This is a genomic window from bacterium, assembly GCA_016702305.1.
Lineage (GTDB): Bacteria > Electryoneota > RPQS01 > RPQS01 > RPQS01 > JABWCQ01.
Window position 1 is genome coordinate 623,195 of sequence record JADJEH010000001.1, and the last position, 16,677, is coordinate 639,871.

The 16,677-nt window shown below is 58.0% G+C and carries 6 protein-coding genes, 1 tRNA gene and 1 pseudogene; 7 read left to right on the forward strand and 1 reads right to left on the reverse strand.

What is annotated here, in order from left to right:
- Positions 1-66: 66 nt before the first annotated feature.
- From IPH10_02590 to IPH10_02620, 7 genes and pseudogenes are all read left to right on the forward strand, one after another.
- A complete protein-coding gene (locus IPH10_02590) occupies positions 67-4,362 on the forward strand; it encodes a hypothetical protein (GenBank protein ID MBK6909814.1) in 4,296 nt (1,431 codons plus the stop codon).
- Positions 4,363-4,437: 75 nt separating this feature from the next.
- Complete coding sequence (locus IPH10_02595) at positions 4,438-6,435, forward strand: T9SS type A sorting domain-containing protein (protein MBK6909815.1); 1,998 nt, start codon at positions 4,438-4,440, stop codon at positions 6,433-6,435.
- A gap of 112 nt (positions 6,436-6,547) precedes the next feature.
- Positions 6,548-9,266: pseudogene (locus IPH10_02600) on the forward strand (pyruvate, phosphate dikinase).
- On the forward strand, positions 9,263-9,634 hold the full coding sequence (locus IPH10_02605) for a YigZ family protein (GenBank protein ID MBK6909816.1): 372 nt from the start codon (positions 9,263-9,265) through the stop codon (positions 9,632-9,634). Before IPH10_02600 ends, IPH10_02605 begins: the two are co-directional and overlap by 4 nt.
- Positions 9,519-9,887 (forward strand): YigZ family protein, encoded by a 369-nt coding sequence (locus tag IPH10_02610; protein ID MBK6909817.1) that lies wholly within the window; start codon positions 9,519-9,521, stop codon positions 9,885-9,887. The genes IPH10_02605 and IPH10_02610 overlap by 116 nt, the downstream gene beginning before the upstream one ends.
- The gene (locus IPH10_02615) at positions 9,888-11,018 is read left to right on the forward strand and encodes an HlyC/CorC family transporter (GenBank protein ID MBK6909818.1); all 1,131 of its coding nucleotides are present in this window, start codon (positions 9,888-9,890) and stop codon (positions 11,016-11,018) included.
- Positions 11,019-11,175: 157 nt separating this feature from the next.
- A tRNA-Met gene (locus IPH10_02620) sits at positions 11,176-11,249 on the forward strand.
- A gap of 108 nt (positions 11,250-11,357) precedes the next feature.
- Here IPH10_02620 and IPH10_02625 read toward each other — a convergent pair.
- The gene (locus tag IPH10_02625; protein MBK6909819.1) at positions 11,358-16,490 is read right to left on the reverse strand and encodes a hypothetical protein; all 5,133 of its coding nucleotides are present in this window, start codon (positions 16,488-16,490) and stop codon (positions 11,358-11,360) included.
- Between the last annotated feature and the right edge of the window lie 187 nt (positions 16,491-16,677).

The window sequence follows — 16,677 nt, forward strand, 5'->3', positions numbered from 1 at the left end:
TTTGCCGGGCGCGGCCTTTGCTCTGCTTGTTGATTGATGTGAATTATGCCCGCAGAGGTTGACCCCATGAAACAACGCGTTGCCACATTGCTGCTCATGTTGATTTTCTGCTCTGCTTTGACGCGCGCCGCAAGCGCCGCCATGCAGCAGCAGCCGCACGTGTCGTGGGAACGGGTCAGTCGCAGTGAATGGCAGGTCCGCTGTGTCCTACCTGCCTTGCGCATGGACAGCGTCAGTCTCTCCGGATCCGCCTGGAGCGCCCTGTCTGCAGCGCCGTTAGCCGTCACCAATCACCCTGGTGAACCTGCTCTGCCGTTCTTCACCGTATGGATTCCCGCGGCCGTAACCATGTCGGAGATTCAAATCGTCGAGCGGGCGCCGCGCCTGATCGAATGCGCGCCGCCGCTGCCGTCTCCACAGCCGCTTGATCGCGGCTTGCAAACCAGCATGACGTATCTTCCTTCCGAGGAAGTCTATGGGCACGGCGCGCCGTATCCCGCCGAAACGCACGAGATCGTACAGCAGGGCAGCATCGGACGCGCGCCGATGACGCTCGTGCAACTCTATCCGGTGCGCTATTGGGCGGCGCAGGGCGGAGTGCTGGTGCAGGACACCATGGTCATGCGCATTTCGCTGGCGAATGGCCGCAGTCTGGATGACAATACTCAATTCTCGCGCTACGCCGAGACGTTTGTCTCGCAACTCGTTCCGATTCAACTTCCCGAGAATCCGCCGCAAGAGATGGTCGAACCGCGTCTCTGGATTGTCACGGCGCCCGAATATATTGAAGTGCTGGCCGAATGGCGGCAGTTCAAGCGGTCGTGCGGCATTCCCAGCGATGTCTTCATTGCCTCCGAAGTCGCGACAAGCGCCGCGGCGCTCCGTGACTTCTTGCGGACCAGATTCGAATCCGTCGCGACTCCACCCGAGTTCCTATTGATCGTCGGCGATTTCGACGCTGTTCCGGCCTTTTACGGAGTCAGTTCGAGCCTGACCGACCACCCCTATTCATGTCTGGCCGGGCCGGACTACTTGCCTGATCTCTCTGTTGGTCGGCTTCCGGTGCATACGAACGCTGAATTGTCGGCGTGGATCGCGCGCGCATTGGACTATGAGTTTCACGGTAATGTCGGACCTGGCAACGCCACGGTGTTCGCAAGTTCAGTCGCGCTTGACCCTGAGCACGGAGAGCAGATACACACACTTTTCAGCGGCGCGGGTCTAACCACAACAGCGTTGCAGCAGCCGCAGAGCGGCGCGCTGCCGTTGCTGCTGAACTCGTTGAACGCTGAACCACTGTGGACGTTTTACATCGGCCACGGCACCGTTGATCGCTGGTCGTCTGTCGCGCCGCATCTGACCGCAACCGGACTGGCTTCGATACAAAATGCCCGAGTGGGCGTCGTTGTCTCCGTCGCCTGCGCAACAGCCGACTTCGACGAAGGGTCGCCCTCCTTGGCAGAAGCCTGGAATGTCCAGCAATTGCAAGGTGCGTTATGTTACATTGGCGCAACCGAGAGCACCGCGTTCTTCTACAGCGATACGATCGGTTTGGCCACAGTCGAGGCCGCCTTCAGTCTGAATTTTGATTATCTCGGTCACGCCTTTGACTTCGGCAAGATGCGCTGTGCGGAGTCCTTCCCGCAACCCGCCGGAGGCCTTACCGAAGAGACTATTCAGCAATTCGTCCTGTTGGGTGATCCATCCTTGCGACCCTACACGGCGTCGCCCTTGGTCACGACGGTCGAATTGCCCAATACCGTGCCTATCGGAACGACACATGTCCCGATCACGGTCAGGCGGAACAATGTTCCGGCCGCCAATGCAGAAGTAACTCTGTCCAGTCCCGCGTGGCCGCCCCGTCAAGTTCGCACGGATGCCGATGGCTTTGCCCTAATGGAGCTGCCCGCGACAACCGCGCACAGGTGGTCAGTCATGGTACGCGGCCACAACCTGTTGCCGTCAGAGCACACCGTGGACGTCATCCCGGTATCCGGCCCGCTGGTGCAGGTCCAGACCTTGGAGATAACAGATCCGAACGGCGATGCCGACGGCAGACCTGATCGCGGAGAGAGTGGTCTATTGCGGGTGCTGGTTCGCAACAACGGATCAGCAGCGGCTCCGGCGGCGTCATTGCGCATTGAATGCAGCACTCCGGCGTTCACGCTTGTGCCTCAATTATTGACGAGTCCGGCCCTGTTTCCGCAAACTGAGGAGTGGCTGGAATCCGCCGCCACGTTCACCGTTTCCGATAGCGTGCAAGACGGCACAACGGCGGTTCTGCAATTCTGGAACGGAACCGATCATGAAGCCGGATTCGCCGGCAGTGTCTCGCTGCGGCTTGACGCGCCGTCGGTCGTCGTCACATCACAGACCTTACGCGAGTGGATGGGCGACAGCGATGGAGAGCCGGAAGCGGGCGAACAGCTTGCGCTTGAACTGGTTGTGGCGAACCGTGGTCAAGAAGTCCTGAGGTCACCGGTCGCTGATTGCTTCCCTGATCACGACTACCTGCACATTGACTCGACAAGGTGGACAGGCCGTGATCTGTTGCCCGGTCAGATGGATACGCTGCGTTACACCTTCCGCTGCGACAGCAATACACCGCGCGGCTACGCGTTCGAGTATAATATTGCTCTCAGCGCCGACAACCAGCCTGTCGAGTCTTTCTGGGGAAGCCACCGCATCTCCCGAATTCCCGCGCTGCTTTATGTTCTGGATTCTCAACCCCAGCAAGTGAATGGAGTGGAGGCGACCCTTGCGGCGCTCGGCATCGAGTTCGTGCGCAGCAGTACGCTGCCCAACGATCTCAGCAGCTATGCATCAATCTGGATCTTCTGCGGAGTGCATCCGAATCAAGAACCCCTTCCGGCCGAGCACGCACAGCGCATCGCCGAGTACCTCGACGACGGCGGAGCTTGCTATTGGGAGGGCGGCGACGTTTGGTCTTTTGACAACCCGACGAATTTGCATCCCTATTTCGGGATTGACGGCTTGGCTGACGGGACTGGAGATGCCGGACCCGTGGCTGGAGTCCGCGGCCGCTTCACGGAAGGCATGAACTTCTTGTACAATGGCGAGAACAGTTTCATAGATCGTATCACGGCCATGGGCTCTGCGGAGAACATCTTAACCAACGGCAGGAGCGGGGCGGAGTACGCCCTGTGCGTCGCCAACTCCGGCACCACATACCGCACCGTTGGATCCTCCATTGAAATTGGCGCGCTGATCGACGCGTCGGCTCCGTCGCGGCGCATTGATTTGATCCGCTCGATACTGAACTGGTTTGATATCCCGGTTCTGCATGACCTGACGCCGCCGGTCATCACCCATCTGCCGTTAAACCGCTGGTTCCATGATGGTCGGCCAATTCCAATCACCTGCGATGTGCAGGACGATAGCGAACTGGACTTGGTGGCTTGCGATTACCGCATCAATGGCGGAGCACCGCAGACCACCGAACTCACCTACGACGGCGCAGAATTCGCGGCGTTATTGCCGGCTCAACCCTACGGCACCACCATCGCTTACCGTCTGCGCGCCGCTGATCGCTCAACGCCACAAAATACGACGGTGACGGATGAGTTTGTCCTGACCGTTGAGTGGTACCAAGACCGGGCCGTTCAACTCTTCACTCCGGGCGAATCGCTCAGCCGCTTACGGAAACGGGGCGCCAGCGGTACGGTAACATTGGTCAATCGTGGTCCCGCGCAGCAGAGTCTGGTCTTAATCGGCGATCGCCGAGCGCAGACATGTACTTTCGTTACGGATGTCTTGGACCTCAGCACGATGCTTGCACCTGAATTGTCATTCTGCAGCGTGCTTTCCGGACGCAACGCGCGTGAGCCGGTGGTCGCTCGCGTACTCGGCAGTACAGATGGCGGTGCGACTTTCCCGCATTTGTTGTGGCGCTCGGGCGGAGCCTCGAATACTGCGGAAGCGGTCCGAACCGAAGTGCTGAAACCGCTCATTGGACAGACCAATGTCGTCGTCAAATTCGTTTACTACGCCGACCGATATTGGGAAGTCGCCGAACCCACTCTAACAGAAGCCGCTGCACAGCCGGAGCCGGTGCGCAATCTGGTGGTTCGACCGGGCGAGGTGATCTCACTGCATTGGCGGCCCGCCGACTTGCCCGGCTCGTACTACCGCATCTCGGCCGCACCCGATCTGCTGGCACCGTTCGAGCCGATTGCCCTGGTCCAGGATACGTTCTATCAAGATGCTGATTGGGGGAAATACGCGCAGCGCTTTTACCGAGTCGAAACCGTACCGCCCGCAGCACGCCGACCGATGTGCGTGTCAAGTGCGACGCATTCCTACGACCGCGTGGCCCGCTCGTTCACTGAGCGCTCGCGCTAAACTCTACCTTGAGTATCGTATTCAAAAGGCCCTAATCGGGCCTTTTGTGCGTTGGTCACATAACGACATTCTTGCATGTTCGCGCAGATTGTCGTATTTTCCTTCATCCTGAGAATTCAGCCCATCCAGTTTATGCGCCTGATTTTGCTAATCTTACTGCCTCTCGTCTGCGCTGCCCAGGGCCGTGATCACTTCGGTGTGACGTGGTCCGGTGAAACTCCGCGACACGAGTTCTGTCGCCATGGCCGAGTAGGCACGCTCGATGACAGCTTGCACCAATATGATGTGCAAAAAATCTGGTGCAATCTTGACGTCTCGCTGGCAATGTCCCGGATTCACGGCGATGTGCGGATGCTTGTCGCCTTCAATGAGATTGACCTGCCGCGCATTGATTTGCGGTTCACGGACAACTTGATCATAGACTCGGTCATCAGTCCGACTCACACTGTGGATTCAGTCACTCAGCGCGGTGATGATTCCCTACAAATCTATCTCAGCCCGGCATTGCAGTTTGGAGACACCGCCGACTTCACGATTTACTACGGCGGCACGCCAGTGCAAATTGACACGTGGGGCGGCATGCGCTTCGCTCCCGCGCAATCGTGGCGTTCGGCGATCTGCTTCACCTTAGGCGATGGCCTGGATCTGGAAACGCCGCCTGCCAATTATAACTGGCTGCCGAGCTTTGCCGATCCCAACGACAAAGTGTTATGGGAATGTCGGCTCACTGTGCCCGCTAATAATGTGGGCGTCAGCGCGGGTATTCGACTGCCGCACGTCGTCAATCCCGACAGCACAGTCACGTGGCACTATCGTCTCGATCAACCGGTTTCGACTTACCTGCTGTTTGTGTCGGTGTCGGACTATGTGATCATGACGCAACGCGAGAGCAACCCTGTCATCGAGAACTTTGTCTATCCGCAGCGTGTCACCCAGGCCGAGTTTCATTTTGAACCCGTGCCCGCGTGCTTGGACAGCTTTGCCGCGAATTTCGGGCCGTTCGTCTTCGACCGCTTCGGCTACAACATGACCCGAATCGGCGACATGGAGCACGCAACCAGCGTGTCTCACTATGACGGGGCCGTCGTCAGCAACCGCGGCTGGGATTGGATTCTATTCCACGAAATGTCGCATCATTGGTGGGGCGATTGGGTAACCTGCGGCGACTGGCGCGACCTCTGGCTCAATGAAGGTTTTGCCACGTATTGTGAAGCCCTTGGCATGGAGTGGATACGCGGTGAGCAGGCGTTTCGGGACTATGTTCGCACCGATATTCAACTGGTCGCCCGCGCTGCCGGGAACCAGTCCACAATCTACGATCCCGACTATTTCTGGGGTGGCATCGTCTACGAAAAAGGCGCCAGCGTGATGCACATGCTGCGTTGGGTCATGGGCGATTCACTCTTTTTCACGGCCCTGCGCGACTACGGCCAGCAATACGCCTTCTCAACGGCAACGACCGTCGAGTTTCAAGCGGTGTGCGAAGCGCATTATGGATCGAGCTTGCAGTGGTTCTTCGACCAATGGGTGTTTGAAGGCACGGGTTACCCGCAGTATGATGTGGTGATGGAGCCTACGCAGTCATTCTCGGTAACACAGCGCCAATCCGGAACTCAATTCACCATGCCCGTGGAAGTCGAGTTCTGGTCAGGGAATAGCCGCACGGGAATTGACACCCTGTGGATAGACCCGGAATTGGTGTCGTATGCTCCAGATGTTCCGTTCGATTCCGTCTCGTTTGATCCGCGCGGCTGGCTGCTGAAAACGCTGATCTATACCCCCAATGTCTCGGTGCAGGATGTCGCGGTTGCCCACGCTTTCGCAGTTTCCGCCGCCTACCCCAACCCGTTCAATCCTACGCTAACCATCGAGTTCACAGCGCCGCGCGCGCAAGCGGTGACCATGCGAGCCTATAACATCAACGGCCAGCTTGTGCACGAACAGGGAGTGCTGGCCGCGCCCGGTGCGAATTCGATCGCGTGGAATGCAGCCGCGCAGGCGTCGGGCATCTACATGATCACGCTCGCCACCGCGCACGAAACTCGCACGGTCAAAGCCAGTGCTCTAAAATAGCCCTATTCATCCCGGGACGGCGAGACCGTCCCTTTACTTTAATCGTTGGAGACACATTTTGAGTAAGTACGTTTATACCTTCGGGAATGGACAAGCCGAAGGCCGCGCCGACATGAAGGACCTGTTGGGCGGAAAAGGCGCGAATCTCGCCGAAATGAATCATCTCGGTCTGCCCGTTCCTCCGGGCTTCACAATCTCGACCGAGATCTGCACGTATTACTATGCGAATAATCGCAACTATCCGTCGGAGCTGAAGAAGCAAGTTGCCGACGGTATCGCCTACATCGAGAAGCTCACTGGTGCGAAATTCGGCGACAGCCAGAATCCGCTGCTCGTCTCGGTACGCTCGGGCGCGCGCGCCTCGATGCCCGGCATGATGGATACCATTCTCAACTTGGGCCTCAACGATACGACCGTAAAAGGTCTGATCGCCCGCTCGGGCGATGAACGCTTCGCTTACGACTCCTACCGCCGGTTCGTCGCCATGTACGGCGACGTTGTGCTTGATCTCAAGCCGCAGACCAAGGAAGATCACGATCCGTTTGAAGTGCTTCTGGAAGCGAAGAAGCACAAAGCCGGTGTTAAATACGATTCTGAACTGAACGCCGCACAGTTGAAAGAGCTCGTCGCCGAGTTTAAGGCGATTATCAAGGAGCGCAAAGGCATCGCTTTCCCGGACGATCCGCAAGAGCAGTTGTGGGGCGCTGTCGGCGCCGTGTTCAATTCTTGGATGAATGAACGCGCCAACGTCTATCGCCGTCTCAATCGGATCCCCGAAAGCTGGGGCACCGCGGTCAACGTGCAGGCCATGGTCTTCGGAAACCTCGGCAGCGACTGTGCAACCGGTGTGGCGTTCACGCGCGATCCGGCGACCGGTGAAACGGTCTTCTACGGCGAGTTCCTCGTCAACGCGCAGGGCGAAGATGTTGTGGCAGGCACGCGCACACCGCAGCAGGTCGCCGTCAAGGCGTCCAAGACTTGGGCGCAAAATCATCAGATTAGCGAAGCCGACCGCTCGGGCAAATATCCGTCGCTTGAAGAAGCCATGCCTGACGCCTACAAACAGCTTCTGCAGATCTCCGACACGCTCGAGCGTCATTACAAGGACATGAATGACATCGAGTTCACGATTCAAGATAAGAAATTGTGGATGCTGCAATGCCGCGTCGGCAAGCGCACCGGTATGGCGGCCGTGCGGATCGCCGTGGAAATGGTGGACGAAGGCTTGATCAAGCCCGAAGACGCTGTGCTCCGCGTAGACCCCAATGCCCTGAATCAGTTGCTGCGTCCGGTGTTTGATGCCGCCAAGATCAAGTCCGAAGTCCCGGTCGCGCGCGGTTTGAACGCCGGTCGGGTGCCGCGACAGGGCGCGTGGTGTTCCACGCGAGCGACGCTGAAGCGTGGGCCGCCAAAGGTGAGCAGGTGATTCTCGCGCGTGTCGAAACAAGCCCCGAGGATATTCGCGGCATGGACGCGGCGCAGGGCATCCTGACGCAGCGCGGCGGCATGACATCGCACGCGGCGCTCGTCGCGCGCCAAATGGGCAAGGTTTGCGTCGCGGGCTGCGAGTCCATTCACATTGACTACACCAAGGGCGAATTCGTCGCAGGAAAGATCACTGTCAAGGAAGGCGATTGGATTTGGTTGAATGGTTCAACCGGTGAAGTCTATAAAGGTAACATACCGACCAAGCCGTCCGAAGTGATTCAAGTGCTGCTCGAAAAGACGCTTGATCCGAAAGAAGCGCCAACCTATCAACTCTACGCCAAGCTGATGAGCTGGGCCGATGGTCTGCGCCGCATGAAGGTGCGCACCAACGCCGACCAGCCCGACCAGTGCCGCAACGCCATCGCGTTCGGCGCCGAAGGTATCGGCCTCACCCGCACCGAGCATATGTTCTTCGAGGGTGATCGCATTGATGCCGTCCGCGAGATGATTCTGGCCAATGATCTCGAAGGCCGCAAGAAAGCACTCGCCAAGCTTGAACCCTACCAGCGCGATGACTTCACGGGAATCTTCCGCGTCATGAACGGCTTGCCCGTGACGATTCGCCTCCTCGATCCGCCGCTGCATGAGTTCCTGCCGCAGACCGATGAAGCGGTGCTTGACCTCTCCAAGAAGATCGGCGTGAAACCCGAGCAAATCAAAGCCAAGGTCAACGATCTCCACAGGATGAACCCGATGCTCGGCCACCGCGGCTGCCGACTCGGCGTGGTCTATCCCGAAATCACCGAAATGCAGGCGCGCGCTATTTTCACCGCCGCCGTGAACGTGAAGAAGGAAGGCATTGACGTACATCCTGAAGTCATGGTGCCGCTTGTCATGACTCCGGGCGAGTTAAAATCGCAAGGCGATCTGATTCGCCGCGTCGCTGATGAAGTCTTTAAGGCCGCCGGTGTGTCGGTGAACTACCTCGTCGGCACGATGATCGAATTGCCGCGCGCCGCGCTATGCGCCGACCAAATCGCGCAGCAGGCTGAGTTCTTCAGCTTCGGTACCAACGACCTTACGCAGACCTGCATGGGCCTGTCACGCGCGACGACTCGGGCCGCTTCCTGCCGTTCTATGTTGCTTCGCAGTTGCTGCAAGCCGATCCGTTTGAAGCGCTCGATCAAACCGGGGTCGGTCAGTTAGTCGAAATGGGCACCACGCGGGGTCGCCAGACCAAGCCGAACCTGAAGGTCGGCATTTGCGGAGAACATGGCGGCGAGCCGTCGTCGGTGATCTTCTTCGACAAGGCCGGCTTGGATTACGTCTCGTGCAGCCCGTTCCGCGTGCCGATCGCGCGCCTCGCGGCGGCTCAAGCCACTCTCATGCATCGGAGCAAATGATCGAGTCGTACCTATCAGACGACTACTGGACGCTCTCGGGGCCCGGCACTGCGCACACGCGGGTGCTGGGCTCCCGCTTTTCTGCCATCGCGTTCCATGTGGCGGACGAGTCCGAGCTGGAAAGTAGGTTAATGGAATTGAAAAAGACGGAATTCGACGCCACGCATCACTGTTGGGCCCATGTGATTCGCAAAGACCATGAATTGCGCGAGCGTGTGAGTGACGACGGCAGGCCCAAGGGGCACGGCCAGGTTGCCCATTCTTCACGAAATTCGCAAGCAAAACTTACAGAACATCGCGGTTATCGTCGCTCGTTGGTTCGGCGGCACCAAACTTGGCACCGGCGGCCTGGTACGGGCCTATGGTGAGTGCGGTGCGCTGGCGATCGGTAATGCAGTGCGCGTTCAGCGCAAAACGGAGTCATCGTCGCCGTTGACGCCGTTTCGGTTGCAGTCGGTTGTCTACCAACTGGCGGCGTCTTCCTTCGCCCATGTCGAGCAGGCGTCATCCGAGGGCGATGCCCGTCTGCTGGTGAAACTGCGCCGAGCGCAGGCCGGGCGTTCTGCGTCGCCCTGCGTGATCGGTCAGCGGGCGAGATTTGGCCGGTTTTATCGAGGGTGAATGGACCTCCTGACGCTCATCATTGCGGCGCTGTTGCTCAGTGCCTACTACTCGGCCATGGAGATCGCGTTCACGACCTTTGACGCAATCATCATTGGCAGTTGGAAAAAGGCCGGCCGCTTCGGAACGAAATTCGCCGATTTCCTGTCGTCTGTACCCGAGCGCTATCTGTTCACGGTGCTGGTGGGCAACAATCTGGTCATGGTCGCCTATTCGTCACTGGTGGTCATCTGGGCTGAAACCCAGGGTGTTGATGAAGCGTGGATCATGATTGTCTCTCCGTTGGTCGTGTTGCTGATCGGCGAAGTTGTTCCCAAAACAATCGGCCTGGCGTACGCTAACCCGCTCGTCCGTTTTCTCTCGCTGCCGCTGTATCTATTCTATTGGCTGTTCCTGCCGTTTCGTGCGATCGTCGCGCCACTCGAGAAACTCCTGAAGCGGGGTGTTCCGGAGACAGACCATACCCATGCCTATGACATCTTGTTCCGGCGTGAAATTGACACCGTGCTCGCGCGCGCCAGCGCCGAGGGCACCGTCACGGACAAGGAATCCGAGATTCTCGACCGCTATTTGCACGCCCGCGAGGTGCGTGCCCGCGATGTGATGACGCCGCGGCTGGCGCTCATTGCGTTGCCCGCTGATGCCACGATCAACGACGTCGTCGAGGCCGTGCAGGACAGCCGCCACAGCGTATTCCCAGTATTCAAAGGGAACCTCGACAATATCATCGGCTTCATACACTCGCGTGACCTGCTCGAACCGCACAGGACGTTGGAGGAGATTCTCCGCCCGGCGCATTTCGTCCCCGAGTCCAAACTCCTGATCGAGCTCCTCGAGCAATTCAAAACACAGCGGCTGCCTGCCGCAATGGTCGTAGATGAGCATGGCGGGGTGGATGGAATCGTCACGTTGAAGGACATCTTTCGGGAACTCGTCGGACCGCTGCGGGAAGTTGCCGAGGGCGCACATGCGGGGCTATCAAGAGGTTATCACAGGGCACTTTCCTTGTTTCTGCCTCGCCGACCTCTCGGATATCGCAGAGGCGACCGGTTGGCGCCCGCCCGACGGAGATTACGCAACCCTATCCGGTCTTCTGTCCGAAGAACTTGGTCACATCGGAAAACCCGGTGAAGAGCTTGATCTTGAAGGAGTTGTAATTCGAATTGTCGGTGCAACGCCCCGCCGTGTCGAGAGTTGCTTACTCAAAATACCCAGGCACGAAGACTAAGAACCCGTTTCAAGCCCTGCCTTGACAATCCGGCCTAGAACCCTATATTCAAGGCCTTATTGCGGGATGGAGCAGCCTGGTAGCTCGTTGGGCTCATAACCCAAAGGTCGTAGGTTCGAATCCTACCCCCGCTACAACCAAACAGCCGTTGATTCGTCAACGGCTGTTTCCATTTGCAAAACAAAGCGCGGCGCACTCACATTCGAGTGCGCCGCGCCTGTTATTTTGCGTCTTGAGTCGCGTTACGGCGTCGCCGACGAAACCACGATGTAATAGTTCTGCGGCGTCGTGCCGACCACGCCGGTATGCGTGTACGAAAGACCTGACGTCGAACCGATGAACGTGTTGAACGGGCCGCCCGTGGCCGTCGAAGAGTACACCTTGTAATAGGGCGCGCCCGTCGAAGCCCAGCGCAAAATCACATCCAAGCCACTCGGCTGAATCGTGATGATCGGCGCCTGATAGTTGAATCCGCTGACACGAATCATGCGGTCACCGCTCCGCGCATTCGGCAGGCCCGAACTTTCGGCATACCATGCAAGGTCACACGCGTCGTAGTAGTACGAGTTGCCGTTCGGCGAACTTGTGTCCAATCCAAAAGCGGCCGGGCAATCACGTGGTTCGACATTTTCGACGCTGACGTAGAACGGTCCGCTAATCGAAACATTGTCGAATTTCGCGTCGGTCCACGCCGGACCCGTCGGCAGGCCTCCGATGCCGTTGATCGCACCCGTGGTGTCTCGAACCACAACCGTTCCCGGCGTTCCACTCGGGCCGTCAGCCAGATAAACCGTGACAATCACCGGCGCCTTGTATTCGGTCGGCTGCGTCGGGCTGATAGCGAACTGCGCCGCGCACAAGCTGTAGGGGTACGAGCCCGGATCAAATCGCACGGCCCACTCAAAGTCAGGGCCGTCCGCCCAGTTGTAATTTTCCGCCGTGCCGTCGTCATACTGCAGCCACGGCACGCAAATGTCACCTACCTGGAACAACAGGTGGCCTGCATCCGGAAGTCGGTCACTCAGCCCTTCGGTATCCACGGTTCGCAGATAGTACTCATAGTGACCGGCCAGAAGTCCAGGCGCAGTCGCGGAGAATTCACTGGGATTCCCGGTCGGCGAGAATGTCGCTGAGTCATACAGAGCATTTCCGACGATTCTAAAATAGGCGCGGAACGTATTGGTCAATGGCGCATCATCACTCATGAGCGCGATGAACGTCGCTGCACCCGGTGCCTGATCGCTCTTCTGCTTATGCGTAATCGCCGGCGGTGATCCAATTGTGAAGTTGGCATTTGATACGTCGGTCGCACCTGCATAGGCCACGCCGCTGACGCGCACGCGCGCTGAAGCCGTTACCGGGCCCGTCACAGTCCAACCCAGAACGTCTGCCGCCGAGGCGGACAGCAGTTCCCACGCGCCACCAGGATAACTGCGATTGAGTTCGACTCGCGCCACGCCAAGACCCTGCGAAGTCCAACTTATCTCCTGCAGCGAGCCCGGCGCCCAGACTTCACCGCCGTTAGGTTCGACAACCGTGACAGTTGGAACAAGCAGCGAGAAATTAGCGTCGGACGTGTCGCCGACCGTCGGATTCAAAACACTGATCACGCGGAACCGACTCGCTGCGCTGGCCGCGCCCGCCGTCGTCCACGACTGCACTCCGTCGTTCGCAGAATTCAGGAAGATGTTTTCCCACGCGCCGCCCGGATAGCTGCGGTTTAGCTGAATGTTCACGTTGCCCGCAATCGCGGCGCTCGACCAAAGGACGTTCAGCGGCTGACCCAAATAGAAGCTCTCGCCGCCGTTCGGACCCGCCAGCGTCAAGGACGGATTCAATTGCCCGTTCGCATCCGTCGTGTACATAATCGAACGACCGGCAGCGACCGTCGCCGCACCCGGACCGTACGCGTTCCAGTAGTAGTAATCCAGACCGATCGAGTGATCCTGATTCTGAATACCCACCGATGCGTAATCGTTGTCGTTCGTCGTCTGATTCGCACTCAACGTGATGGTCTGATACTGCACCTTCACCTTGCCGTCGCCGCTTACGCTCGGATAGAAGTCCGGATCGTACAAAATGACCTGGAAGAACTCCTGATTGTTGTCCCATAACTGCCGCGCGCGCCACTCAATCACGTAGTAGTGCTCGACGGCATTGTGATACACATAGACGTTCTCGCTCGCGCCCGAAACCTTCAGGTCGTCCCAGTAGGCCGCCACCTGATTCGGCGGTCCAATTGGCGTTCCCATGCGGTAATTGCGAAAGTCGTCTATGGTCGGATAGTTGCCGAATGCGACCCAACCGTTGGAGCAGATCGTTATCGTGTCAAACGATTGCCCGTAAAACGTGAAGTTGAACGGCAGCACACGAGTCTGCGTATCGTCATCGTCCTCAGCTATGTCGGTCATGTTCAGGCTCGTGCCCGGTCCGCCTTGCGACGGAGCAATTTCCACCCAGCTATAAATGGAAGGCGCGTTGGAAGGCTGCGTTTCCGTGTTATCAAATGCGTAGTAGCCGTAGGCATCCGGGCCCGATGGGCTGGTCGAGGAAAAGGAGCCTACCTTCAATTCGAAATCTGAGCTGTCCCGGAATCCATTGTCGTCCCAGACAACAAGCTGCATCGGTGCACGATGGCCATTGAACATAGCACTACTTACGTCAATCGCGAAAGTGTTGGCCGCGCTCGTTCCGTTTGCGCCGCTATTAACATTCCCGAAAATGCCAACAGAATCTGAGACCATCACGCGTGGATCAAGCGAACGTAGAATGCCGTCGGCACCGACCATGGGGCGTGCGCCAGTATTGATAATAGTAGGCGTGAATGTTCCTGACTCGCCCGGGTTTAGGTTTCCTCCCGGACCGCCAAATGTGAAGGTCGAGTCGTTAACGTCCAAATCCGGTGCCGTTGGTGTCAAATCAATACGAACGGGGAAGAGGCCCTGATTTGTCGTCAAGTTCAAGAAAAACGTCACTGGTTCTCCGTTGAAAACTGACGTCACCGTGATTCTGTATGGCGAAGACGGATTGGCGTTCCCACCCACCGCAATGTTCGCATACGTCTGCACAGCATTGACGACAGTCACCCCCGCAGAAGAGCTAGTCAGCGTTCCCGAAATGCCAGTCACTGTCGTTGAAGTGCCGGTATTCGTTACATTGATGGACAAGTCAATCGTCTCGCCGGGACTCAGCACGTCATCGTTGTTACCGATCGTGCCGCCCGCGCCGTCATCGTCTATTCCCAACGTGTTAAACGCCAGATTCGCCGCCGCATTCTGGACCGAAATCGAATCGCGATACGGGAACTGCGTTTCCTTCGTCACGGTCACGAGCAGCATGCCCGTCGTCGGCGTCGCCACTGGAAGATTGATATAGCCATTCGCATCGGTGTAGCCGCGCACAAACGTCTCGCTACCCTTCAGCAGGCACACTAAGGCATTCTCGACAGGAGTCGTGGTCTGATCCGTCACGGTCAACTCAACGTTGTTCGTGCCGCGATTGATCGTCGCCGGGCGGGCCACAACCGTACCCTTCGGTCCGCGTGTCCAGATCGCCGTGCCCGGATCGCCCATCAGATTCGACCAGTAACAAAAGCTCGTGACTTGCCCCGGCTCAAACGACTGATAGTTCTTGTAAAGCTCGAGCTTCCCGGCGATATTGATAATACCCATTTCGTGAATGCCAAGAGCATAGATACCATACATCGCGCCGGCATCCACAATATTGTTGTAGGGAACGTGCGTTCCCGAGCCCCACAAACCCACGCAGCCGATCGCACCACGCGGCGATGACGGAGTCTGCGTCGGCGGAATGGTCCACTCCTCAGACAACGTCTGGCCGGCGCTGTTGAAACTGCCGGTGCCGCACGTCATCGCATACACAAACGGCAGAGGTCCGCCTTCCGTGTCGCTGCCGCCGACGGCAGGCGCGCTGGCCAATCCGCTTGGATCAAGTTCGCCGATCCATGACATACGGTGGTTAAACACGCTGTAACGCGCATTCAGAATCGGATTGATCTCGGTAGACCCAATGCCGCCGCTGAATACCTGAACGGGACCGCATGACTGATCGTCCTGCAGCATGATCTGCCGCGTGTATTCCTTCGTCGAGGGATTCGACTGAATGAACTGGGTGTGCGCCGTGCAATGCGTACGCGTGAACCAGCCCGTATCCGTCAGATACGGATTCGCTTCATAGTTGATCGTCTTGGTCACCAAGGAGGCCAAGGTCGTGGCCGATTCAGACGGCAGGCGACCCACAGCAATGTCCGGCACCGGGTCCGGGTTGTCGCCGCCCGACGGGCTCAACACGCCAAGATAGTTGTCGTAACCCGTACCACCGTCACCGGACGGTGTCGCAAATGTCGCTGACGCGCCCGGATCACCGAACATGCAAACATATTCGAGAGCGCCGTTCGACGCCGTGTATTGCGACGAAATGTAATTGCGCACCGCGAGCGCCGTGGAACCCGTTGTCGTCAACGTCACATAGGACGCATCCAAACCTTTGCGACGATGCCAGTCCACAAGGCGCTGCGCCTCCGGTGTGTTCGTGGCATTATTCGGACAAATCACCAAGTACTTGCCCGGCAGAACCGGCAAAGCATCCAGCGCGCTGCCCGCAAAATTCTCGAATCGCTCGTAGAGCTTCTTGAATGACGGCGATATGAACTCGGGATTCACGACAATTTCGTTCTCACCGATACCACCTACGTTCTCTATGACAACTTCGATATTGTCGTACACGCGCAGCTCGCGCCGCGCCGGATTATATTGAACCGGCGACATCGCCAGCGAAACAAACCGCACGTCGCGCAGCGTCGCCGGCGTCGTGATTGTGGCTATCTCTTGTGGATACCATGCGTCTTCGGCGTAGAGGTCCGACTGAATTGCGTAGCCCAGACCGTCGAGTCGCTGAGCCAACTCCTCGCCTTCATACGGCTGCTTGGGCGCAACGTCAATATTCTCGATCGTCGTGTACGATGACGTTGTCACCGTCGCGGCCACGCCACCTGTGCGCGACACCATGATCAGGCGCGTCGCCCACGGAATACTCGGCTCGCCCTGCTTGGTGGTCGTGCCTTCACCGCCCGCTTTCACGGCGGTAAACGTGCGGTCACCCAGTTGGACGGGTTCGTATTGCAATATCGGATCAAACAACCGCACATGCACGGAACTTGGGTCCGGGTCTATCACTTCAAACGGAATCGGCTGAACATCCTGCGGACCAGAATAGTCCCAGAAGTTCGCCGGCGTGGCCGGAAGCAATTGCGCATTCTGACCAGTGCCCGAGGACGCGGCAAAACTGCTCATACTGAAGAGAATTCCGCTGACGCACAGCAGGACGATAAGGCGGAGGCGGTAACTCGGTAGCATCGGATCACTCTTTCGATTGATAACACATAGGTTCACGTAGCCAATAAGTTAATCAAATTTCATCGCCGATGCAACGAAATGTATCCACTTTGCGAAACAAACTTCGCACCGTAAATATCGTTTAAACAACGATATGAAAGCAACTTGTGAGACCGCAAAACCGTTCACGACACTCGGCCTCAATCCG

Bases quoted from the DNA above. Each gene is read 5' to 3' on its own strand.
- IPH10_02605 (MBK6909816.1), top strand. From the start codon at position 9,263: ATGATCGAGTCGTACCTATCAGACGACTACTGGACGCTCTCGGGGCCC.
- IPH10_02590 (MBK6909814.1), top strand. From the start codon at position 67: ATGAAACAACGCGTTGCCACATTGCTGCTCATGTTGATTTTCTGCTCT.
- IPH10_02615 (MBK6909818.1), top strand. From the start codon at position 9,888: ATGGACCTCCTGACGCTCATCATTGCGGCGCTGTTGCTCAGTGCCTAC.
- IPH10_02595 (MBK6909815.1), top strand. From the start codon at position 4,438: ATGTTCGCGCAGATTGTCGTATTTTCCTTCATCCTGAGAATTCAGCCC.
- IPH10_02625 (MBK6909819.1), bottom strand. From the start codon at position 16,490: ATGCTACCGAGTTACCGCCTCCGCCTTATCGTCCTGCTGTGCGTCAGC.